This is a genomic window from Streptomyces sp. NPDC088732, from assembly GCF_044751205.1.
Lineage (GTDB): Bacteria > Actinomycetota > Actinomycetes > Streptomycetales > Streptomycetaceae > Actinacidiphila.
Genome location: NZ_JBIVLI010000001.1, coordinates 172,271 through 194,086 on the forward strand (window position 1 = coordinate 172,271; position 21,816 = coordinate 194,086).

16 protein-coding genes are annotated in these 21,816 nt (G+C 73.9%); 6 read left to right on the forward strand and 10 right to left on the reverse strand.

Going from position 1 to position 21,816, the window contains the following annotated elements; genetic code table 11:
* Nucleotides 1-238 precede the first annotated feature (238 nt).
* The 4 genes from ACIP9H_RS00780 to ACIP9H_RS00795 all read right to left on the reverse strand — a co-directional run bounded on the left by ACIP9H_RS00780 (nt 239) and on the right by ACIP9H_RS00795 (nt 7,069).
* Nucleotides 239-4,060, reverse strand: coding sequence for a helix-turn-helix domain-containing protein (locus ACIP9H_RS00780; RefSeq protein ID WP_401956588.1), 3,822 nt, complete (start codon nt 4,058-4,060; stop codon nt 239-241).
* A 216-nt stretch (nt 4,061-4,276) separates the two neighbouring features.
* Nucleotides 4,277-5,788 carry an NlpC/P60 family protein gene (locus ACIP9H_RS00785; protein ID WP_401585193.1) on the reverse strand — a complete coding sequence of 504 codons (1,512 nt, stop codon included), beginning with the start codon at nt 5,786-5,788 and terminating at the stop codon, nt 4,277-4,279.
* A gap of 427 nt (nt 5,789-6,215) precedes the next feature.
* Entirely contained in the window at nt 6,216-6,494 is a 279-nt protein-coding gene (locus ACIP9H_RS00790) for a type II toxin-antitoxin system VapB family antitoxin (protein WP_401957115.1), read from the reverse strand.
* Entirely contained in the window at nt 6,491-7,069 is a 579-nt protein-coding gene (locus ACIP9H_RS00795) for a TetR/AcrR family transcriptional regulator (protein ID WP_401585190.1), read from the reverse strand. The genes ACIP9H_RS00790 and ACIP9H_RS00795 overlap by 4 nt, the downstream gene beginning before the upstream one ends.
* 318 nt (nt 7,070-7,387) lie before the next feature.
* Between ACIP9H_RS00795 and ACIP9H_RS00800 the strand changes: the two genes are divergently transcribed.
* A complete protein-coding gene (locus ACIP9H_RS00800; RefSeq protein WP_401956592.1) occupies nt 7,388-8,845 on the forward strand; it encodes an MFS transporter in 1,458 nt (485 codons plus the stop codon).
* Between the two features lie 170 nt (nt 8,846-9,015).
* Here the strand turns inward: ACIP9H_RS00800 and ACIP9H_RS00805 are convergent, their stop codons facing one another.
* Complete coding sequence (locus ACIP9H_RS00805) at nt 9,016-10,629, reverse strand: SpoIIE family protein phosphatase (RefSeq protein WP_401585184.1); 1,614 nt, start codon at nt 10,627-10,629, stop codon at nt 9,016-9,018.
* Between the two features lie 201 nt (nt 10,630-10,830).
* Between ACIP9H_RS00805 and ACIP9H_RS00810 the strand changes: the two genes are divergently transcribed.
* Together ACIP9H_RS00810 and ACIP9H_RS00815 are read left to right on the forward strand one after the other, a co-directional pair.
* The gene (locus tag ACIP9H_RS00810; RefSeq protein WP_401585181.1) at nt 10,831-11,502 is read left to right on the forward strand and encodes a response regulator; all 672 of its coding nucleotides are present in this window, start codon (nt 10,831-10,833) and stop codon (nt 11,500-11,502) included.
* A 2-nt stretch (nt 11,503-11,504) separates the two neighbouring features.
* Nucleotides 11,505-12,578, forward strand: a complete 1,074-nt coding sequence (locus ACIP9H_RS00815; RefSeq protein WP_401585178.1) for a sensor histidine kinase — start codon at nt 11,505-11,507, stop codon at nt 12,576-12,578.
* Between the two features lie 46 nt (nt 12,579-12,624).
* Here the strand turns inward: ACIP9H_RS00815 and ACIP9H_RS00820 are convergent, their stop codons facing one another.
* On the reverse strand, nt 12,625-13,668 hold the full coding sequence (locus ACIP9H_RS00820) for an NAD(P)-dependent alcohol dehydrogenase (RefSeq protein WP_401585175.1): 1,044 nt from the start codon (nt 13,666-13,668) through the stop codon (nt 12,625-12,627).
* Nucleotides 13,669-13,858: 190 nt separating this feature from the next.
* Here ACIP9H_RS00820 and ACIP9H_RS00825 point away from each other — a divergent pair, with 190 nt between their 5' ends.
* Entirely contained in the window at nt 13,859-14,755 is an 897-nt protein-coding gene (locus tag ACIP9H_RS00825) for a helix-turn-helix domain-containing protein (RefSeq protein ID WP_401585173.1), read from the forward strand.
* A 101-nt stretch (nt 14,756-14,856) separates the two neighbouring features.
* Nucleotides 14,857-16,746, forward strand: coding sequence for an ABC transporter ATP-binding protein (locus tag ACIP9H_RS00830; RefSeq protein WP_401585170.1), 1,890 nt, complete (start codon nt 14,857-14,859; stop codon nt 16,744-16,746).
* Nucleotides 16,747-17,114: 368 nt separating this feature from the next.
* Here ACIP9H_RS00830 and ACIP9H_RS00835 read toward each other — a convergent pair whose 3' ends face one another.
* The 3 genes from ACIP9H_RS00835 to ACIP9H_RS00845 all read right to left on the reverse strand — a co-directional run bounded on the left by ACIP9H_RS00835 (nt 17,115) and on the right by ACIP9H_RS00845 (nt 19,631).
* Nucleotides 17,115-18,575 carry a dihydrolipoyl dehydrogenase family protein gene (locus ACIP9H_RS00835; protein WP_401585167.1) on the reverse strand — a complete coding sequence of 487 codons (1,461 nt, stop codon included), beginning with the start codon at nt 18,573-18,575 and terminating at the stop codon, nt 17,115-17,117.
* Between the two features lie 39 nt (nt 18,576-18,614).
* Nucleotides 18,615-19,061, reverse strand: a complete 447-nt coding sequence (locus ACIP9H_RS00840; RefSeq protein ID WP_401957118.1) for a VOC family protein — start codon at nt 19,059-19,061, stop codon at nt 18,615-18,617.
* Between the two features lie 147 nt (nt 19,062-19,208).
* Nucleotides 19,209-19,631 (reverse strand): MarR family winged helix-turn-helix transcriptional regulator, encoded by a 423-nt coding sequence (locus ACIP9H_RS00845; protein WP_401956598.1) that lies wholly within the window; start codon nt 19,629-19,631, stop codon nt 19,209-19,211.
* 210 nt (nt 19,632-19,841) lie between these two features.
* Between ACIP9H_RS00845 and ACIP9H_RS00850 the strand changes: the two genes are divergently transcribed.
* On the forward strand, nt 19,842-20,726 hold the full coding sequence (locus ACIP9H_RS00850) for a metallophosphoesterase family protein (RefSeq protein WP_401956601.1): 885 nt from the start codon (nt 19,842-19,844) through the stop codon (nt 20,724-20,726).
* A 127-nt stretch (nt 20,727-20,853) separates the two neighbouring features.
* On the opposite strand, the gene ACIP9H_RS00855 is transcribed toward ACIP9H_RS00850, so the two are convergent.
* Nucleotides 20,854-21,633 carry a D-Ala-D-Ala carboxypeptidase family metallohydrolase gene (locus ACIP9H_RS00855; RefSeq protein WP_401956603.1) on the reverse strand — a complete coding sequence of 260 codons (780 nt, stop codon included), beginning with the start codon at nt 21,631-21,633 and terminating at the stop codon, nt 20,854-20,856.
* Between the last annotated feature and the right edge of the window lie 183 nt (nt 21,634-21,816).

Consider the following 21,816-nt stretch of genomic DNA (forward strand, 5'->3'; position numbering starts at 1 on the left):
GCGGGCACCGGGCCGCGGAGGACACCAGGATCACCTCGTGGCCCGACGGGGGAACGACGGCTGCGGTGCGGCAACGCACGGCCCGGCTCCCCTCGTTCGGCACGGAACGCGCCGCGGTGTCGGGGCGGCGCGTGATCGAGGGCGAGCGTAGCGGGCGGCGGGCGACCGGGTCACCGGGTTTTCTGCCGCCGCCGTCCCGCCGCCGTCCCGCCGCCGTCCCGCCGCAGCCTTCGCCCCGTCAGCTCCCGCAGGCGCCCGGCCAGGCGTAGCCGGGCAGCAGGTGCTGCCAGCGCTGCCGGTCCGAGGGGCCCGCGAGGCGGCACAGGAGGGCGGTGCGATGGCGGACGTCGGGGTCCCAGAGCCGGATCGTGCCGTCGTTGCCCGCGCTGGCCACGGTCGCGCCGTCCGGGCTGAAGGCGACGCTCCACACCGCCCGGGTGTGCCCGGTCAGCGTGGCGGTGAGCCGTCGTGCCGCCGGGTCCCACAGCCGGACGGTGCGGTCGTTGCCGCTGCTGGCGAGCGTCCGCCCGTCCGGCGCGAAGGCGACACCCCGCACGGAGCCGGTGTGGCTGGTCAGGACGCCCGCCGGGCGGGAGTGCCGCACGTCCCACAGCCGCACGCTGCCGTCGTTGCCGCTGCTGGCGAGCGTCCGCCCGTCCGGCGCGAAGGCGACACCCCGCACGGAGCCGGTGTGCCCGGTGAGGACCGCCGCGGCGCGCCGGGTGCCGGTGTCCCACACACGCAGCGTCAGGTCGTCGCTGCCGGTGGCCAGCAGGCGGCCGTCCGGGCTGAAGGCGACGCAGTTCACGAAGTCGGTGTGCCCGGTGAGGACGGCCGCCTGGCGTCGTGCGGCAATGTCCCAGAGGCGGACCGTGCGATCGGCGGAACCGGTCGCCAGGGTCCGCCCGTCGGGGCTGAACGCCAGGGCGAACACGGCACCCAGGTGGCCGCTCAGGACCGCCGCGCTCCGCCGCGTCCGGGTGTCCCACAGCCGCACCGTGCGGTCCCCGCCCGCCGAGGCCAGCCACCGTCCGTCGGGGCTGAACGCGACGTCGTAGACCGGGCCGATGTGACCGGTCAGGGTGTACGCGAGCACGTGGCGGGCCATGTCCCAGACCCGTACGCTGCCGTCGCCGCCCGCCGAGGCCAGGGAATGCCCGTCCGGGCTGAAGACGGCCTTCCACACCTCGGTGACGGGCGAGGCGGCCAGGGTGCTGCGGCGCAGGTCCCACAGGACGACGGTCCGGTCGAAGCCGGCGCTGGCGACCAGGTCGCCGCCGGCGGCCACGGCGACGGAGAGCACGTAGTCGGTGTGGCCGGTGAGGGTGCCGACCGGCAGGTGGGTGCGGGTGTCCCAGCGGATGACGGTGCCGTCGCCGCCGGCCGACAGGACGGTGCGGCCGCCGGGCCCGAAGGCGAGGCCGTTCACGTCGTCGTCGTGGCCGGTGAGCGTCGCCGTGCGGCGCAGGGTGGCGACGTCCCGCAGTTGCACGGTGCGGTCGGCGCCGCCGCTGGCGAGGGTGCGTCCGTCGGGGCTGAACGCCAGGGCGAGCACGTCGCCGCTGTGGCCGCGCAGGACGGCCACGCTCCGACTCGTCCGGGTGTTCCGGGCGTCCTGGGTGTTCCACAACCGCACCGTGCGGTCGGCTCCCGCCGAGGCGAGCAGCGCGCCCCGGGGGCGGAAGGCCAGCGCGAGGACCTCGTCGGTGTGGCCGCTGAGCACGGCGGTCCTGCGGCGCGTGGCGACGTCCCACAAACTGATCCCGCCGTCACCGCCCGCCGATGCCAGCGTGCGCCCGTCGGGTGCGAACGCCACGGCCCGCACCGCGCCTTGATGGGACGTCAGGACGGCGACAAGGCGGCGGCGCGGCACGGACCACAACCGGACGGTGCCGTCGGTGCTCGCGGACGCGAGCAGCAGGCCGTCGGGCGAGAAGACCACCGAGCGGACGGGCCCGTGGTGCCCGGTGAGCACCGCCGCGGCGGTCCGGGAGGCGACGTCCCACAGCCGCACCGTGCGGTCGGAGCCGGCGGAGGCCAGCAGCCGCCGGTCCGGGGAGAACACGACCGCGTTGACGGCGCCCGTGTGCCCGGTGAGCCGCCCGGCGAAGGCGTCGGCCTGCGTGCTGAGCAGCGCGCCGCGGGCCTCGGTGGTGGGCGCGGTGCGGTAGGCGGCGTCGGCCAGCAGCATCGCCGCCTCGGGGCGGCCGACGGCCAGTTCGGCGGAGCGCGCGGCCATGGCCTGCGAGAGCGCGGTGGCGCGCTGCTGGTCGGCGGCGAGCCGCTGCTCCACGGCCACGCCGCCGGCCAGCACCGCGAGGACGAGCAGGACGGCCAGCACGGCGACCCCGATCCCCTGGTGCCGGGCCCGGCGGCGTACGAGCAGGCGGCGCAGGTCCTCCTCGCCGGTGGAGGCGGTGAGGAAGGCGTCCTCGACCGGGCTGAGTTCACCGGGCCGGGGGCCGGGCCCGGCCGCCCACTCGGCGGTGGCGGCCAGCCGGGTGCCGCGGTAGAGCAGCCCGGGGTCGCGGCCCTCGCGATCCCACTCGCGGGCGGCCGCGGTGAGCTGCTGGTGCAGCAGCAGGTCGGCGCGGGCGGCGTTCACCCAGGTCCGCAGCCTCGGCCAGGCGCGCAGCAGCGCCTCGTGGACGATCTCCACATGGTCGGCGCCGACGGTCAGCAGCCGTGCCGCGACGAAGGCGTCCAGTGCGGCGCGGGCGGCATCGGCGTCCGGCAGTCCGTCGAGGAGGTCCGCGGTGCCGCGGGGCCGCCGGGACTGCTCGTTGTCCTCGCCGACCCGCACCAGCCGCAGCAGAAGCCGCCGGGCGGCCTCCTGCTCCGCGGGCGACAGCGCGGTGAACAGGGCCTCGGCGGCGGTCGCGACGGACCCGTGGATGCCGCCGGCGGCGAGGTAGGCCGCGACGGTCATGGTGCGGCCCGAACGCTGCCGCCACGTGGCCATCAGGGCGTGGGCGAGCAGCGGGAGCGTGCCCGCGGGACCGCCGGAAAAGGCGTCGTCCTCGCGCCCGGCACCGCCCGGCGTCTGCGCACCGAGGTCCCGCAACAGCACCTCGACCAGGCCGGGTTCGAGCTCCGTGCCCTCCTCCTCGGCGGGCCGCACGATGCACGAGCGCAGTTCCCCGGGGCTCATGGCGCCCAGCGCGAACAGGCCGTCGCTGACGACCGGCACGAGGGAGGGATGCTCCAGGCAGCGCCCCGTGACGTCGGCGCGGATCCCCAGGACGACCGCGACGTCGCCGGACGCCGCGATGCCGGTGAGCGCGGCGACGAAGGCGCGCCGCTCGGCCTCGTCGTCGCAGAGGGTGAAGGTCTCCTCGAACTGGTCCACCACGACGACCAGGCCGGCGCCCTCGGCGCCGGGTCCGAAGGCCGCGACCAGGGCGGCCGCACGGGCGGCGGCCGGTGCCTGCCCCGTCAGGCCGTCGAGCCCGCCCCCGGACGGCACGCCGTGCAGCGCGTGGACCAGGGCGTCGAGCGGCCGGGCGGTCGGCGTGCACACCACCACCGGCCAGTGCCCGTACGGTCCCCCGGCCAGACCGGGCACCAGACCGGCCCGCAGCAGCGAGGACTTCCCCGCCCCGGAAGGCGCGACCACGGCCAACGGCCCCTTGCCGACGCGCAGTCGGAGGCGTTCGAGGAGTTCGGCGACGGCCCGTTCGCGCCCGAAGAACCGCACCGCGTCCTCGGTGCCGTACGCGGACAGCCCGGGATAGGGGCAGGGCGCCGCGGCGTCGTCGCCCGGCGGCGGCACGGACGGCAGCAGGGCGAGCAGACCGCCCCCGCCGTCCAGCGCCTCGTCGCAGAGCCGGGCGAGATCGGCGTTGACCGGCTTGCCGCCCGTCTCGATCTTGCTCAGGTACCCCTTGCTGTAGTGCGTGCGGCGCGCCAGCGCGGCCAGTGACAGGCCGCGCTGCAGCCGCAGTTCGCGCAAGGCCGGACCGAACGCCCTGTTCGGCGCCGTGGGTACGGCCGGCTCGTCTGGTGTCCGGTCCATCGGCTCCCCGCCGCGTACGGCGTGGTGCACGCCGTTGCCTGCCACCAGGCGGCTCCGCCGGTGGGCCCTTCCGCAGGATCAGGAGGGACGGCGGGCGGGGCGCGGTTCCCGGGGGCGCCGCGGCGGGGACGCGCACGGGCGAGAACCGGCCACAGGCCGGCGTCGGCCCACCACCCCCGTGAGCGGTGGGACGACGCCGGCCCGTGGCGGTCGGGACGCCCGCGCGGCGGTGACCGCGCGGCATCCCGGTCGGAGGGGACCTCAGATCGCGCCGCCCGGGGCCCCGCAGCTCGGCACACCGGAGAGCCAGGCGTCACCCTGCATGTAGATGTTGGTGATCCAGCCCTGGTACTCCGGCAGGTACGACCAGGCGCTGTTGGTGTAACCCTCGGCCGTGACCGACTCGGCGTACTTCTGGCAGGACACCGCGACGTTCGTCGGGCCCGCCAGCCGCGCCACCACCGCCGAACCCGCCGCCGGGTAGCTGTGGATCGCGACCCCGGTGCCCCAGGTGCGGTACGGGCTCGCCCCCGCCGGGGTCGAGGTGCCCTTGCCGTCGCAGGCGGGGACGCCGGACAGCCAGGCGTCACCCCGCATGTAGATGTTGGTGACCCAGCCCCCGTACTGCGGGAGGTAGGACCACGCGTCGTTGGTGTACCCCTCGGACGTCACGGACTGGGCGTGCGTCTGGCAGCTGACGGCGACACTCGTCGGGCCGCTCAGCCGCGCCACCGTGCTGCCGCTGGTCGTGGACGGTTCGGAGCGGATCGCCACATCCGTGCCCCAGGTGCTGTACGCGCCGCCTTGGGCGACGTCGCCCCCTCCGCCGGACCCGGTCTGCGGGTCGTAGGCCGAGCCGGAGCAGGTGGGCACCTCGGGCAGCCAGGCGGGGCCTCTGAGGTAGATGTTGCTGATCCAGCCGCCGCGGTTGGACAGGTACGTCCAGGCGTCGTTGGTGTAGCCCTCGGCGGTGACGGTCTCCCCGTGCTGCTGGCACGTGGCGTACACCAGGTCGGGGCCCGACAGCCTGGTCACGAGCGCGGCGGTCTTGTTGGGGTGCTGCCGCACGGCGACATCGGTGCCCCAGGTCACCTGGAGCGTCCCGTCGTAGCCGGGCGGCTCGGTGAACGGGCTGCCCTGCGGCATGCGTGCGACGCCGACCAGGCGGTTGTCGCTGATGCGCGCGTTGATGTCGATGACCCGGACCGGGTGCTGCGACTGGTACGCCTCGACGACGTAGCCGCCCCCGAGGTAGAGCATCACGTGGCTGATGCTGCCCACCGTGCCGCCCACCCCGGTGAACACGATGTCCCCGGGCTCCAGGTCGGAGACGGCCGGCTTGCCGCCGCCGCTGCCGTGGACCGCCTGGTACGTCCGCCCCGCGCCGATGTACATGTCCTGGGCGGTGCCGCCGCCGAGGATGTCCCGGCCGACGGCCTTGTACCAGGCCCAGCGCACGAAGCCCGAGCAGTCGAAGCCGCGGGTGAACGGGTCGTTCCAGGTCTCCGCCAGATCGTGGAAGTCGAGCGTGCCGTAGCTCGCGCCCGGCGCGGGACCGTGGCCGCCGCCCCACGTGTACAGCGTCCGGTTGCGCCACTCCTGGCAGGCCGCGTCCGCCGCGCGGTGCGCCTCGTCGGAGCCGATGCCCTGCAGCGCGCACCAGTTCTGCTCCCCGGTTCCCTCCGCATGGGCGGCGGCGGCCGGCAGGAGCGCGAGGAGCAGTGCGGTCAGCACGGTGGCGACCAGCCCGCCTCCCCAGCGTCGTGCTCTCATGTGGTGATCCCCCCTCGGGCGGCGGCGCCTCGGGCCGCCTCGCTCTCGCGTCGGCCCTCACGGTGGCCTCCAACGGGCCGTCGCGGACAGGGGTTTCCCGTTTCCTCTTGATCCCGCGACCGGAAAACCCCTGGTGAGCGCGGTCAACCGGGCCGCACGGCAGAGGGGATGACGGCATGCCGGGCCTCGCGGGGACCGCCGTGCCCGGCGGAGGGGGCCACCCCCGGCGCCTCCGGCCGTACTTGTCCGGATCTCGCCGTTCCGCTTGCCGGCCGGGGGCCGCCGGCTACGTGCGGCCGAGTGTCCGGACGGGCCGCCCGGTGGTGCGCGGCTTCGACGTCACGGTCGTCGTGCACCATGGCGAGTCCCGCCTCCTCCGCGGCAGGCACGGCGATGTTCACCTTGGCGGTGAGGCCGCACAGAGCGATCAGCCCGGCCCCCGTCCGCTGCTCCCGCTCCTCGGACTCACCGGGCGGTACCCAGCGCGACGGGTACGTTTGACCAGCAGGAGGTCGACGTCGGGGGCGCCCTCGTCCGCGAAATCCCGCAGATCGCGCAGGGCGTTCAGCCGGCGGTTGCGGGCGACGGTCTCATGCAGGGCGGTGTTGACGGTGTCCCGCTTCGTGGACGTGCCCAGCACCTTGGCCGCGGCTTCCAAGGCGTCGCCGTCGAGATCGATGACGGTTCTGCACTGAGCCCACCTCAGCGCGCGGTGCGGACACCGTCCAGGGCGACGCCCAGGACGCGGTCGCGCTGGCCCTCGTCGGGGAAGGCGGTGGAGCTGATGCCCGAGACCATGCGGAGCAGGTCGTCGAAGGAGAAGTCGGTGCGGGCCTCGCCGGCCTTCTGGGCGCGCTCGAGGAGCGGGTAGCCGGCCTGGTACATGGAGTCGCGGCAGGCCAGGAAGACGTCGGACTCGTTGTTGAGGGCCTCGCGGATGGCCCGCTTGGTCACGGTGTAGTCGACGAAGCGGCGCAGCCAGGAGGTCAGCGCCTCCCAGGGCTCCAGGACGGCGACGTCCTGGGCGACGCGGCACAGGTCGTTGACCTCGTCCGCATAGACGGACTCGAAGAGGTGCCGGCGGGTCGGGAAGTTCCGGTAGAGCGTGGCGATGCCCACACCGGCGCGGCGGGCGATGTCCTCCAGCGAGGCCTCGGCGCCGTTCTCGGCGAAGGCCTCGCGGGCGGCCGCCAGCAGGGCGTCGTAGTTGCGGGCGGCGTCCCTGCGGTGCGGGCGCTGGGCCGCGACGATCTCGCTGACGGGAAACGGCTGCGCCGTCACTTCTGCCTCCCCGGCCGGAACATTTGAAGTGGAGGTGAGCCTCCGCTACAGTGGAGGCGTACCTCCACTTTAACAGCAGGGGGCGCACTTCCGACGACACGTGTCACCACACACGCCGGCAGCGCCTCGATATGCATCGATCTGCCCCGTTACGGGCCTTGCACCGACGCAAGCCCGTCCCCTGACATCCGGCGGACGCCGGCGCGCCCGACGCGGCCCGCACCCCGCCCGCCCATCCCGTACCACCAGCCCGCTCACATCGCTGCCGGACGCATCCGCACCCGGCCGTGCCCTGTCCGGATTCGGAGAGGCTCCTTCATGCCCCGACGCTCCACCCGCCTCACCTTCGCGGTCCTCGCGACCGGTGCGGGCGTGTTCTCCATGCTGCAGTCGCTGATCGCCCCGGCCCTGCCGACCGTCCAGCACGCGCTGCACACGTCCCAGTCCACCGCGACGTGGGTGATGACGGCGTACCTGCTGTCCGCCTCGATCTTCACGCCGATCCTGGGCCGCCTCGGCGACCTCGTCGGCAAGAAGCGCACCCTCGTCGGCGTCCTCGTCGTGCTGACCCTCGGCTGCCTGCTCGCCGCGCTCGCCCCGACCATCGGCGTCCTGATCATCGCCCGCGTCGTCCAGGGCATCGGCGGTGCCCTCTTCCCGCTGTCCTTCGGCATCATCCGCGACGAGTTCGCGGCGAGCCGGGTCAGCCCCAGCATCAGCAACCTGTCCGCGGTGATCGCGGCGGGCGGCGGCGTCGGCATCGTGGCGGCGGGCCCGATCGTCTCCGCCCTCGACTACCGCTGGCTGTTCTGGATCCCGGTCGTCATCGTCGCCATCACCGCGCTCATAGCCTTCCGCTACGTCCCCGAGTCGCCCAGCCGCGCCGAGGGACGCGTCAACTGGCTCGGCGCCGCCCTCCTGTCCGGCTGGCTGGTGGCCCTGCTGCTGCCGCTGAGCCAGGCCGGCAACTGGGGCTGGACCTCGGTCCGCGTGATCGGGCTGTTCGCCGCCGCGGTGGTGCTCTTCGCCCTCTGGCTGCTCGCCGAGGCCCGCTCCCGCCACCCGCTGATCGACCTGCGCATCATGCGTCTGCGCGCGGTGTGGACGACCAACGCCGCCGGTCTCCTCTTCGGCGCCGGTATGTACGCGCTCTGGTCCTTCCTCCCCGGCTTCGTCCAGACCCCGCGCTCCGCGGGCTACGGCTTCGGGGCGAGCGTCACCTCGGCGGGCCTGCTGATGCTGCCGATGCTGATCGCGATGTTCTTCTCGGGCGTGCTCAGCGGCCGCCTCGAGCCGGTCGTCGGAGCCAAGCGCCTCCTCATCACCGGTGCCGCGCTCGGCGCGGTGGCCTGCGGCATCCTCGCCGCCTGGCACGAGCAGCAGTGGCAGGTCGCCACCTCGGCCGGCATCTTCGGCCTCGGCATCGGCCTCGCCTTCGCCTCCATGGCCAACCTCATCGTCCGCAGCGTCCCGCCGGAGCAGACCGGCGCCGCCAGCGGCATGAACGCCAACATCCGCACCATCGGCGGCTCCATCGGCGCCGCCGTCACCAGCGTCCTGGTCACCAGCCGCCTCCAGCCCTCCGGCCTCCCCTACGCCTCCGGCTACACCCACGGCTTCGCCCTGCTCGCCGTCCTGCTCCTCGGCGCTTCTCTCGCCGCTCTCCTCGTCCCGGCCCTCCACGGCCGGCACGCCACGGCGGGCGTCGTCCGCGCCTCGGACGCCCCGGCCCTGGCGCAGACCACGGCCGAGGCCGAGCCGGTCACCAGCGGCTGACCCGGCGCGCACCTTCGGGCCGCTGCCGGCCACGGGAACCCCGTGGCCGGCAGCGGCTCACCCGTACGCGGCGCACCGGCCGCGCGCCGTGGGCCGCCCGGGTCCCCTGGGCGGGCGGGGGCGGCGGCTGCCGCCCGCTCCGGGCGGCCGCCGGCGGCCGGGACGGGCCATCAGGCCGCCTCGGGAAGGATGTTCTGCTCCACCCACACCGTCTTGCCCGTCGCCGTGTAGCGGGTGCCCTGGGCCTCCGTGAGGTGCGCGACGATCGACAGGCCCCGGCCGTTCTGGTCGCTGGGGGTGGACTGGCGCGGATGGGGGGCGGAGCTGCAGACGTCGGAGACCTCGCAGATGAGCGCCCGGTCGCGGATGAGGCGCAGCCGGATCGGGCCGCTGGAGTAGCGGACCGCGTTGGTGACGAGTTCGCTGACCACCAGCGTGGTGGTGAACGACAGCTCCGGCAGGCTCCAGTGGGTGAGCTGGCCGTCGGCCCAGGCCCGGGCGGCGGAGACGGCGGCGGGGTCGTTCGGGACCTCCCACGTCGCGACGTCCGCAGGGTCCAGGGTGCGGATGAGGGCCGCGAGGAGCACCGGCTCGGAACGGCCGCCCGCGCCGGCGGCCAGGCCGACCGAGACGGCGGTGTCCACGGCGTCCTCGGGGTCGTCGCCCGTCGGCGGCAGGATGCGGATCACGGGCGCCGAGCCCGTCCCGTCGTCCGTGCCGCAGCTCAGCAGCAGGATGCTCCCGGAGGGCACGTCGAACTCCGCCACCGGAGCCGCGGCCAGCGGCGCGCACTCCTCCGCCCCTGCCCGGTCCGGCGGGGACATCTCCGCGGGGAAGGCCGGTTCGGCGCCCGCGTCACCGCCGGAGGCGGTCGTGCAGCGGCGGGTGACGGGGTCGTACACCGCCAGCAGGCAGTGCACGGGGGTGCGGGCGGCCCCCGCGCGGCGGCCCAGCCGCGCGATGACCTCCCCGGGGTTCATGTCCAGCAGCAGCAGGGCCCGGATCGCCGCCCTGACCTGGCTCATGCCGGCCGTGGCGGTGACCCCCGAGCCCCCGGCCGTGCCCGTGACCAGGGCGACCCGGGCGCTGGGGAGCGGGACGACGTCGATCCAGGACCCGGGCGCCGACGACTCCGGGACGTGCCCGCGCACCGCGTCGAGCGCGCTGACGGCCGGTGCGTCCGACTCGTGCAGGGCTTCCTGGAGGATCCGCGCGGCGGCCTCGTGGACGAGGCGGCGCCGCTCGTGGTCCAGGAGCAGGGCGGCCCGGCGGCCCAGCCGCCCCGCCTCCCGCAGATCGGCCTGGGAGAAGGCCGGCGACCCCGCCGTGCGGTAGAAGGCCGCGAGCCCGAGCAGCACACCTCCGACGTCGAGGGGCACCACGAGGACCGAGTGCGTGCGGCTGCCGCGCATCAGCCGGGCGCGCACCGGGTCGCGCAGCAGCCAGGCGGTCCTGGAGTGCAGATTGAGCACGATGCGCGGCCGCAGGTCGACCAGCGACGCGCGATAAGGGGTGCGCGGCGGCAGTTCGCTGACCTCCCCGACCTCGTACGCGTGGAGCATCACGTCGGGGCGGACCGCGCGAAAGGCACCGCGCCGGAAGTCGAGCACCGTCGCGGGAAGCCCGGACATCGCCGCCCGTTCGCTGACCGTGGCGTCGGAGACCTCCACGGCGGCGTAGTCGGCCACCGCGGGCACGGCGGCGTCGGCGAGTTGCTGGGCCGCCTCGTACGACTGGGGCTGGTCCGGCGGGACGAACGGGGGCTGGTCGGTGACGCGGTACATGTCGGTTGCCTCGGTTGGACGGGTACGTCGGCTGTGACGGCTTTCAGTCGTTGTCTACGAGCCTGCCAAGGCGGCGGTCCCACCGCATCCCGCCGGGTCCGCAGTCGTCATCCGTGGCGGCCCGCAGTCCTGACTGCGGGTCTCCCGCAACGCCGTCGGCGCGGGCTGCCCCTTCCCCGGCGCGGATCTACCGTTGCACCTATGGAAGTCCCCCGCCGCCCCGACGGCAGGCACCCTTCCGCCGCGACCACGGTGGTGCTTGCCGACGACCACCTCGTGGTCCGGGCAGGAATGCGCCTGCTGATGGCCGCGGACCCGGCCTTCGACGTCGTCGCGGAGACCGCGACCGTCCCGGAGACCCTCGACGCCGTGCGCGAGCACCACCCCCGCGTACTGGTGCTGGACCTGACCATGTCCGGCCGGTCCAGCCTGCCGACCATCCCGGGCCTGCTGTCGGCCTCCCCCGGCACCAGGATCCTGGTCCTGACGATGCAGGAGGACCCGGCCTACGCCCGCGAGGCGCTGCGCACCGGGGCGGCCGGCTATCTGCTCAAGGAGGCCGCCGCCGACGAACTGCTGGCCGCCGTGCGCCAGGTCGCCGGCGGTGCGACGTACGTGCAGCCGTCGCTGGGGGCGCGGCTGGCCGTCGAGAACCTCGGTTTCCCGAACCACGGCGAGGAGCCGCTGACCGACCGGGAGACCGAGGTGCTCACCCTGCTCGCGCTCGGCCACACCAACCAGGAGATCGCCCGGCGCCTCTACGTCTCCGTGCGCACCGTGGAGACGCACCGCTCCCGGCTCCGCGACAAACTCGGCAAGGACAGCCGCGCCGAACTGATCGCCGTGGCCCGGGAACGCGGACTGGTGGCCTGACCGTGACCGGGCCGGGACGGGCCGCGCTGCGCCTGGGCTTCGAGGTGCTCGGCACCGCCTCGCTCGCGGCCGCGGTCGTCATGGAGGTCACCGACCGGTCGGTGTCCTGGGAGCTGGTGCTGTCGCTCGTCGCGGCCGCGTCGTACCTGCTGATGCTGCCGCTGTGCGCCGCCGGCCAGCGGATCTGGCTGCTGATCGCCACCGCCGTCGCGCTGATGCTCACGGTCGCCGGGATGGTCCGGGTGGCGCAGGAGCCGCTGCTGAACCTGCTGCACGTGTTCCCGCTGCTCCTGGCGGGCTACGCGATCATCGCCAGCCGGGCCTCGTCGCGCCGTGAGACGCAGCTGAGACGGGAGCGGGTGCGCGCCCGCCACGACGGGGAGGAGCGCGAGCGCCGACGATGGGCGCGCGAACTGCACGACGACACCCTCCAGGAGCTGGGCGCGGTGCAGGTCGTGCTGTCCTCCGCCGCCGCGGACGGCGGGCCCGCCGCGATGAGCAGCGCCATCGAGCAGGCGCGGGCCCTGGTCGGCAACCAGATCGTCTCCCTGCGGCACCTGATCGTGGACCTGCGCCCGGTGGTGCTCGACGAACTCGGCCTCGAACCGGCCCTCCAGGCGCTGTGCCGGCACACGTCCGAGACCTTCGGGATCCGCACGGACCTGCACGTCGCCTCCCACGGCGACGCGCTCTGCGGGCGGATGGCGCCCGAGACGCAGGCGCAGGTGTACCGGATCGTCCAGGAGGCGATCACCAATGCCGTCAAGCACGCGGAGCCGACGCGCATCGTGGTGACCGTGGAGGGCAACGGCCGCGCGACCCGGCTGACCGTGACCGACAACGGCTGCGGCATGTCCGGGCGCACCGCCGGCGGCCGGCCCGTCCCCGCGCGCGCCTCCGACCGGCCGGCGCCGTACCAGCGCGGGATGGGGCTGTCCGCGATGCGCGAGCGCGCCGATCTCATCAACGGCCGTCTGACGTTGCGCAGCGCGCCGGGCGAGGGGACCACGGTCGCGCTGCGGATCCCGCCGGCCCCGCCGGACTCCGCGGAGGGCCGGGACGCCGCGGCCGGTTGAGCGAGCCAACGTACCGCGGTGTCCCGGAGGCGGTCCTGCCGGTGCCTCAGATGGTCGCCGTGTCGATCACGACGCGGAAGCGCACGTCGCCGGCCTCGACGCGCTCGAAGGCCTCGTTGATCCGGTCGGCGGGGATCACCTCGATCTCGGCTCCGAGGCCGTGCTCGGCGCAGAAGTCGAGCATCTCCTGGGTCTCGGCGATGCCGCCGATGTTGGAGCTGGTCATCACCCGGCGCCGGCCGTTCAGGGCCTTCAGGTCGAGGTGCACGGACTCCTCGGGGAGGCCGACGTTGACCATCGCGCCGTCCCTGCGCAGCAGCGACACGTAGGCGGAGAAGTCCAGACCCGCCGACACGGTGTTCAGGACGATGTCGAAGGTGCCGGCCAGCTTCCCGAAGGTCTCCTCGTCGGCGGTGGCGTAGTAGTGGTCGGCGCCCAGGCGCAGACCGTCGTCCTTCTTGCGCAGGGACTGCGACAGGACGGTGACCTCGGCGCCGAGCGCGTGGGCGATCTTCACACCCATGTGGCCCAGACCGCCCAGGCCGACGACGGCGACCTTCTTGCCGGGGCCGGCGTTCCAGTGCTTCAGCGGCGAGTACGTGGTGATGCCGGCGCACAGCAGCGGGGCCGCCACGTCCAGCGGCAGCGCGTCCGGGATGCGGACGACGAAGTCCTGGCGGACGACGATCTTCTCGGAGTAGCCGCCGTGGGTGGGCAGGCCGTCCTTGCCGGTGGCGTTGTACGTCCAGACCGGGCCGCCGTCGGTGCAGTACTGCTCCATTCCGTCCTTGCAGTTCGCGCACTCCCCACAGGAGTCCACCATGCAGCCGACGCCGACGCGGTCGCCCACGGCGAACGCCGTCACGCCGGGGCCGATCTCGGAGACGACGCCGGCGATCTCGTGGCCGGGGACCATCGGGAAGATGCCGGGGCGCCAGCCGTCGTGGGCCTGGTGGATGTCGGAGTGGCAGATACCGGCGAACTTGATGTCGATCAGGACGTCGTGTTCGCCGACCGCGCGCCGCTCGATGGTGGTCCTCTCCAGTGGTGCCTTGGGTGCGGGCGCGGCGTATGCAGCAACAGTCGTCATGCGGGGGTTTTCTCCTCGTGGTCTGCGTGCCCGGTGCCTTGCCTTGCGGGCACGACTTCCAGCACCTCCGAGCCTGCCCCAAGCCGCGCGGACCAGCGTTCACACGCTTTTTCGTACGACTGCCGTGCCTACTACTGGCGGGGTCAGGCTGCCCTGCGTACGACCAGCTCACGGCGCGGATACTGGTGGTATGGAGCAGCAACCCGAAGGAACCGCCGGCCGGCCGCTGACCCGGCGGGACGAGCTGAGCGAGTTCCTGCGCACCCGGCGCGCCCGGCTGAAGCCGGAGGACGTCGGGCTGCCCGTCGCCGGACGGCACCGCAGGGTGCCCGGTCTGCGCCGCGAGGAGCTGGCCCAGCTCGCGGGGGTGTCGGTCGCGTACTACACGCGCCTGGAGCAGGGCAACGGCCGCAACGTCTCCGCGGAGGTGCTGGGCGCCGTCGCCCGCGCGCTGCATCTGACGGACGCCGAGTACGCGCACCTGACGCATCTGGTGAAGCCGAAGCCGCACAAGAAGAAGCCGGTGGCGCGGCAGCCGCAGGCCCGGCCGGCGCTGTGGCAGCTGCTGGACTCGATGCAGGGCGTCCCGGCGTACATCGTGGGACGGCGCTCCGACATCCTGGCCTGGAACCGCGCGGCGGCCGCCCTCTTCGGCGACTGGTCGGAGCTGCCCCCCGCCGAGCGCAACTGGGCGCGGCTGGTGTTCCTGCGTCCCGAGTACCGCGATCTGTTCGTCGACTGGGAGCAGAAGGCGATCGACATCGTGTGCGCGCTGCGCATGGACGCCGGCCACTGCCCCGACGACGCGAAACTGTCCGCCCTGGTCGGTGAGCTCTCCGTCAGGAGCGAGGAGTTCCGCCGCCTGTGGGCGCTGTACAACGTCAAGGAGAAGAGCCACGGCGTCAAGCGCCTGCACCATCCGCTGGTCGGTGACCTCCAGCTGAATTTCGAGCAGTTCCGGCTCGCGGACGACGCGTACATGACCCTCGTGACGTTCCACGCCGAGCAGGGGTCGCCGGCCGCGGAGTCACTGCGCCTGCTGGCCAGTTGGGGCGCCGACGCCACGCGCCGGGTGCCCTCGGCGTGAGCCCGGGGCCCTCGGCCCGTCGGACCCGCGCCCCCGTACGGAGGGACTCCTTCCGGCCGTTTTCTTGACCTCGACGGCGGTCGAGGTTCTACGGTCCGTACATGAGCATGGAGACCACCGCCTGGATGCAGTTGCACAGCGTCATGAACGCCACGACGGACCGTCGCCCCCTGGCCCGCGACACACTGCGGCGCGTCGCGGCGTTCGCCCGGCCGCACCGCCGCCACATCGCGTGGTTCGTCCTGCTCAGCGTGGTCACCGCGCTGCTCGCGGTCGCGACGCCGATCCTGGCGGGACGCGTCGTGGACGCGATCGTCTCCGGCGACCGCTCCGGACGGGTCCCCACCCTGGCGGTGCTCATCGCCGTCATCGCGCTCGCCGAGGCCGGTCTCGGGCTGCTGAACCGCTGGCTGTCCGCGAACCTCGGCGAGAACCTGATCCTCGACCTGCGCACCGCCGTGTTCGACCACGTCCAGCGCATGCCCGTCGCCTTCTTCACCCGCACCCGCACCGGCGCGCTCGTCAGCCGGCTCAACAACGACGTGATCGGCGCCCAGCGGGCGTTCAGCAACACCCTGTCCGGGGTCGTCGGGAACCTGGTCACCCTGCTGCTCACGCTCGGCGTCATGCTCGCCCTGTCCTGGCAGGTCACCCTGCTCGCCCTGGTGCTCCTGCCGGTATTCGTCGTACCGGCACGGCGTACGGGCACCCGCATGGCCCGCCTCCAGCGGGAGGCCGCCGCGCACAACGCCGCGATGGGCACCCAGATGACCGAGCGCTTCTCCGCCCCCGGCGCGACGCTCGTCAAGCTCTTCGGCCGGCCCGCCGACGAGTCCGCGCAGTTCGCCGAACGGGCGCGCCGCGTACGGGACATCGGGGTGCGCACCGCCATGGCGCAGTCGGCGTTCATCACGGCGCTCACCCTGGTCTCCGCCCTCGCGCTGGCGCTGGTCTACGGACTCGGCGGCCACTACGCGCTCACCGGCGCCCTCGAAGCCGGTTCCGTGGTCACGCTCGCCCTGCTCCTCACCCGCCTCTACGCCCCGCTGACGGCCCTGGCGGGCGCGCGGGTCGACACCATGAGCGCCCTGGTCAGCTTCGAGCGGGTCTTCGAGATCCTCGACCTGAAGCCGCTGATCGCCGACAAGCCGGACGCCCGCGAGGTGCCGGAGGGACCGCTCGCGGTCGAGTTCGAGAACGTGCGCTTCGGCTACCCGTCCGCCGACAAGGTCTCGCTCGCCTCCCTGGAGGAGGTCGCGAGCCTCGACACCCGCGCGGGCGGCGAGGTGCTGCGCGGCATCTCCTTCCGCGCCGAGGCGGGCCGCACGCTGGCGCTGGTCGGCTCGTCGGGCGCGGGGAAGTCGACCATCGCGCAGCTGCTGCCGCGGCTGTACGACGTCGACGAGGGCGCGGTGCGCGTCGGCGGTGTCGACGTGCGCGACCTGACCGCGGCCTCAATCCGCGCCACGGTCGGCATGGTCACCCAGGACGGCCACCTCTTCCACGACACGATCCGCGCGAACCTGCTGCTGGCCAGGCCGGAGGCCGGTGAGGACGAGCTGTGGGAGGTCCTGCGCCGGGCCCGGCTGGCGGACCTCGTGACCGAACTCCCCGACGGGCTGGACACGGTGGTGGGCGAGCGCGGGTACCGGCTCTCCGGCGGCGAGCGGCAGCGCGTGACCATCGCCCGGCTGCTCCTGGCGGGGCAGCGGGTCGTCATCCTCGACGAGGCCACGGCCCACCTCGACAACACCTCCGAGGCGGCGGTCCAGGAGGCCCTGAACGAGGCCCTGGAGGACCGCACCGCCGTCGTCATCGCCCACCGCCTGTCGACCGTGCGGGCCGCCGACCTGATCCTGGTGGTCGAGGACGGCCGCATCGTCGAACGCGGCACGCACACCGAACTGCTGGCGGCGGGGGGCCGCTACGCGGAACTCCACCGCACGCAGTTCAGCACGGACGACGACGCGGAGCCGGCCGGCATCGCCTGACCCCGGTTCGTTCGCCTCTCCCCTGCGGGGGCCCACCCGTGGCAGACCTCGGGCGCCCGCCCGGCCCGCGGGCGGCGCCCCACCCGGCGGGAAGCCACGTGCGCGGAGCTCCGCCGGGCCCCGGCCGGGCATCCCACTCCGCATGAAGCCTCCGCCCAGCAGCCGGAACCAGAGCGGCGCCGGGCGCCTCGCCACGGCAGGGCCCCAAAGCCCTCCCCGGACTGTCAGGGAACCCCGAAGCCCCCGCCCGGCACGGAGAACCCGGGCGGGGGCCGGCATCGACCCGCGGCAACAGCGCGGCACCCCACCCGACGGGCACCGCGCGTGCGCGGCACCACCTCAGCCGGAGGACCCCGGAAGGGGAGCCGTTATCCGCGGTAGGTCTCCAGGAGGCGGAGCCAGACCTCGCTGATGGTCGGGAACGGGGGGACGGCGTGCCAGAGCCGGTCCACCGGCACCTCGCCGGTCACCACGACGGTGGCCGAGTGCAGCAGTTCGCCGACGCCGGGGCCGACGAAGGTGACCCCGGCCACGGTGCCGCGCTCGGTGTCGACCAGCATGCGCGCCTTGCCGCGGTATCCCTCCGCGTACTGGTGCGCACCGGCGACCGCCGAGAAGTCGTGGTCCACGACGGTCACCCGGCGTCCGGTGCGCCGGGCCTCCTGCGTGGTCAGGCCGACCGCCGCGACCTCCGGGTCGGTGAAAACCACCTGCGGCACGGCCACGGTGTCGGCGGTCGCGGTGTGCGGGCCCCAGGGGCGGGCGTCCACCGGTTCGCCCTTTGCCCGCGCCGCGATCACGGCGCCGGCGATCCGGGCCTGGTACTTGCCCTGGTGGGTCAGCAGGGCGCGGTGGTTGACGTCGCCGACGGCGTAGAGCCATCCGCCGGTGACGGCGGTGACCTGGAAGGTGTCGTCGACGGTCAGCCAGTCCCCGGGGGTGAGGCCGACGGTCTCCAGCCCGATCGCCTCGGTGCGCGGGGCCCGGCCCGTCGCGAACAGGATCTCGTCGGCGGCCAGCGTGCCGCCGTCGGCGAGGCTGACGCCCACCTCCCCGCCGGCGCCCTCCTCCCGTGCCACGGAGGTGACCGAGGCCCCGAGGCGTACGTCGACGCCCGCCTCCCGGAGGGCGTCGGCGACCATCTCGCCCGCGAACGGCTCCATGCGCGGGAGCAGCCCCTCGTTCCCCCGGACCAGCAGGGTGACCTGCGAGCCGAGGCCCTGCCAGGCGGTCGCCATCTCGACGGCGACCACCCCGCCGCCGACGACGGCGAGCCGGCCGGGCACCTGGGCGGCGCTGGTCGCCTCCCGGCTGGTCCACGGCCGGGCCTGGTCCAGGTGCGGGAGGTCGGGCAGCGCGGGGCCCGTGCCGGTGCACACGGCGACCGCGTGGCGGGCGTGCAGCCGCACGGTCCCGCCGTCGGGGGTGCGCACCACGACCTGCCGGGGGCCGTCGATCCGGCCGTGGCCGCGGACCAGGTCGACGGAGACGGAGGCCAGCCAGTCGGCCTGGTCGTCGTCGTGCCAGTGGTTGGCCATGGCGTCGCGGTGCGCGAGGACGGCGGCCACGTCGAGCGGGCCTTCGACCGCCTGCCGCAGGCCCGGTATCCGTCGGGCATCGGCGCGCGCCAGCACGGGCCGCAGGAGCGCCTTGCTGGGTTCGCACGCCCAGAACGAGCATTCGCCGCCGAGGAGTTCGCTCTCCACGATCACGGTGCTCAGGCCCGCGGCGCGGGTCCGGTCGGCGACGTTCTCGCCGACCGGGCCGGCGCCGATGACGACGACGTCGTAAGTGCGGGACGTCCCGGTCGCGGTCTCGGTCTCGGTCATCGGGTCTCCTGTTGTCTTTCCGGTGTCGCGACAGTCCGCTCAGCGGCCGGGGAGGCGGGTGGTCACTTCCTGCAGCACCCATGCGTTGCCGTCCGGGTCGCTGAACGCCGCGAACGACCCGTAGCTCGCGCGCTCGGGGTGCGGTCCGGTGACGCGGTCCTTGTCGCCGGCGTGGTGGAAGACGCCGCCCGCGTCGTGGAAGACCTCGCTGACCTCGACGCCGCGCTCCACGAGCTCGGCCCGGGCCTGCTCGACGTCGGTGACGACGATGTGCAGGCCCTGGGCCGAGCCCGGGGCCGCGGTGGTCACGTCGTCGCCGAAGAGGATCGAGCACTGCGATCCGGGGGGCGTGAGGTGCACGACCCTGAAGCCCTTGTCGTCGGCGTAGTCGACGTCCAGCCGGAAGCCCATGGCCTCCTCGTAGAAGTGCTTGGCGCGGTCGACGTCGGAGACGGGCAGAACGAGCACTTCGAGCTTCAGGTCCATCGTCGTCATCCATCTTTCCGTGAGGAGGTGTGTCACCGGTCTGACTGGTGACGAGCATGGCCGACGCCGATGTCACCTGTCAAGCAGGTGACGAATGAACGGGAAGGGGGACGGAGGACCGGTCCTTACCGGGAGTCCCGCGGGAGATCAGCCGTTGTGCCCCGCGCCCTCGACGGCGACGTTCCGCAGCGCGGCCGTGAGGGGGGCCAGGTCATGGCCGTCGAAGTGGTCCACGAGGTGCTGCCGCACGGTCGACAGGAACGTCGGCCAGGCCTGCTCCAGCCGGGCGAGGCCGGTGTCGGTCAGCACGGCGTTCCAGCCGCGGCCGTCCTCGGCGCACTTGACCCGCTCCACCCAGCCCTGCTTCTCGAGCCGGATGACGACCCGCGTCACGCCGCTGAGGGAGAGGTTGCACGCGTCCGCGAGCTCGCTCATCCGCAACTGGCCGTCCGGGGCCTCGGACAGGTGCATCAACGACGTGTACTCGGAGAGCGGCAGCCCCGCCTCGCGCACCAGGTCGTTGTCGACCACGCGGGGCAGCACGAGCATCACCCTGCTCAGCTCGCGCACGAAGGCTTCCTCGCTCGCGCTGAGGGGGCGAAGTGGCTGCGGCGGCGGTGACTGCTCTGCGGGGGACACTCCTTTACCCTAACTTCTTGACGACGCAAGAGGACAACCGGGCGACGGACGCCACCCCCTCCCGCGCGCCCCGGTGACACGACCCAAAAGCGCGCTTACGGGCCGGTGACGTCACGTCAGGGGCTCTGTAGCGTGGCCGGAATGCGGATCCTTCACCTGTCCGACATCCACATCGGCCCCGACGACGCGCCGAACGCCCGCGGCATCAACGCCCGGGAGTCGCTGCGCAGGATGCTCACCGACCTGGAAGCGGTGCCCGGCGTCGGAGCCGTCGTCGTCAGCGGGGACGTCGCCGACGACGGCTCACCGGAGGCGTACACCGTGGCGCGCGAGATGGTGTGCGCGTTCGCCTCCCGCAAGCGGGCCCCGGTGGTCTTCTGCACCGGCAACCACGACGAGCGCGGCGCCTTCGCCAAGATCCTGGGGAGCGGCCACATCGGCGCCGACGGGGACGACTGCGCCTCGGCCGTCGTGGATTCCCCGGAGGGCGAGCGGGCGGCCGTGAGCACAATCGACGGCCACCGCTTCATCACCCTCGACTCACTCGTCCCCGGCAAGGCCCCCGGACGGGTCGGCGCCCGCCAGCTGGACTGGCTCCGCGAGGTGTTGGCCACGCCCGCGCCCCACGGGTCCGTGGTGGTCCTCCACCACCCGCCGGTCACCCTCGACGTCGAGGTGCAGCAGGCCGTGGGCCTGCAGAACGCGGAAGAGCTGGCGGACGCCGTGCGCGGCACGGACGTGCAACTCGTCCTGTGCGGCCACTTCCACCTCCAGCTCTTCGGCCACCTCGCGTCCGTCCCGGTCTGGGTGACCCCGGGGGTCCTCAGCCGCATCGACCTGACGGGCCCACCGGGAACCGAGCGGGCCGTTCGCGGGGCCTCGGCGACCCTGGTCGACCTCGGTGGTCCGTACGCCCCGCTGTTCCACGTGCTCCAGGCACGCGACCCGCGGGCGGGCGAGACGGTGTACGAGCTCGACCGCGACCAGCTCCGCTCGGTCCTCGACCGGCTGCGGCCCGGCGCCTGACGCCCCTGGGGGCGGGGTCGGGAACGGCCACGATCTCCGTGGGGCCCCCTGGCGGAGCTGTGACCGCGAGGTGAACGGCCCTCCGACTCCCTGTGGAGGACCTGCCGTTCACTTCCCCGGCCCCTTGTCAGACGGTGCCGCTCTCCCACCACCACGAGCCGGAGCCGTAGGAGGGGTACTGGACGCGGCTGTCGACGTGCTGCCAGGAGTGCGTGTAGGCCTCCAGGCCGGAGAAGCCGCAGGTCTCGGCGATCCGGTAGACCTGGAGGGTGGAGTGGCCCGCGACCACGATGTCCGCGGCGACGCCGTAGACGTGCATGCTGTTCGAGGCGCCGCCGACGGAGGCGTTGTGGGCGACGCTGCGGAAGCCGGAGTTGACGGTGATCGCGCTGTTGCCGGCCTTCTTGCGGAGCGCCTCCAGCTTGTACATGAGCCGGCGCACGTTCTCCTTCACCTGCGTGGCGCCGACCTTGCCGCTGCCGAAGCCCGTGCCGTCGTTGGACTGGAACTCGCTCCATTCGAAGTGCGCGGTCGAACCGTCGCCGCTCTCCAGGCTGTTGAGCACACTCTGGGTCTGCGGGCCGGCGATGCCGTCCGCCGGGAGGCCGTAGGCGGACTGGAAACGCCTGACCGCGGCGGCCGTGGCGGGGCCGAAGTCGCCGTCCCACGCGACGAAGGTCTGGCCGGCGCCGGCGGCGGCCCAGCCGCCGACGCGGATCTGGAGCTCGGTGACGTCGGCGCCGGCCGCGCCCTGCTGGAGGGTGCGGGTCCACCCGTACGCGGAGGCGCGGGTCGCCGATGCCAGGTTGACGGCCGCCGCCATGCCGGCCGCGGCCGTCAGGCCCGCCGCGCCGCGGAGCAGGGCGCGCCGGTCCAGGCCGCGGGGTGCGTGTTCTCCGGTGTTCATGAGCCTTCTCTCCTCGATCGGGGGAGCATGGGAACGTCGGGCGGCCGGCGCCTGCGAGGTGCCGGGGCCGGCGGGCGAGTCGGCGTCATGGGACGACCGCAATACCCAGACTTGATCGCGTTCATGACAACACACTCACCACTACGCGGGTAGACTCACCCGGTGAATTCGCCGTGAATGGGC

What these genes read in the sequence shown, in the direction of transcription:
- ACIP9H_RS00785 (WP_401585193.1), bottom strand. Translation starts at nt 5,788, where the DNA reads ATGAGAGCACGACGCTGGGGAGGCGGGCTGGTCGCCACCGTGCTGACC.
- ACIP9H_RS00800 (WP_401956592.1), top strand. Translation starts at nt 7,388, where the DNA reads ATGCCCCGACGCTCCACCCGCCTCACCTTCGCGGTCCTCGCGACCGGT.
- ACIP9H_RS00805 (WP_401585184.1), bottom strand. Translation starts at nt 10,629, where the DNA reads ATGTACCGCGTCACCGACCAGCCCCCGTTCGTCCCGCCGGACCAGCCC.
- ACIP9H_RS00810 (WP_401585181.1), top strand. Translation starts at nt 10,831, where the DNA reads ATGGAAGTCCCCCGCCGCCCCGACGGCAGGCACCCTTCCGCCGCGACC.
- ACIP9H_RS00820 (WP_401585175.1), bottom strand. Translation starts at nt 13,668, where the DNA reads ATGACGACTGTTGCTGCATACGCCGCGCCCGCACCCAAGGCACCACTG.
- ACIP9H_RS00825 (WP_401585173.1), top strand. Translation starts at nt 13,859, where the DNA reads ATGGAGCAGCAACCCGAAGGAACCGCCGGCCGGCCGCTGACCCGGCGG.
- ACIP9H_RS00830 (WP_401585170.1), top strand. Translation starts at nt 14,857, where the DNA reads ATGAGCATGGAGACCACCGCCTGGATGCAGTTGCACAGCGTCATGAAC.
- ACIP9H_RS00835 (WP_401585167.1), bottom strand. Translation starts at nt 18,575, where the DNA reads ATGACCGAGACCGAGACCGCGACCGGGACGTCCCGCACTTACGACGTC.
- ACIP9H_RS00840 (WP_401957118.1), bottom strand. Translation starts at nt 19,061, where the DNA reads ATGGACCTGAAGCTCGAAGTGCTCGTTCTGCCCGTCTCCGACGTCGAC.
- ACIP9H_RS00850 (WP_401956601.1), top strand. Translation starts at nt 19,842, where the DNA reads ATGCGGATCCTTCACCTGTCCGACATCCACATCGGCCCCGACGACGCG.
- ACIP9H_RS00855 (WP_401956603.1), bottom strand. Translation starts at nt 21,633, where the DNA reads ATGAACACCGGAGAACACGCACCCCGCGGCCTGGACCGGCGCGCCCTG.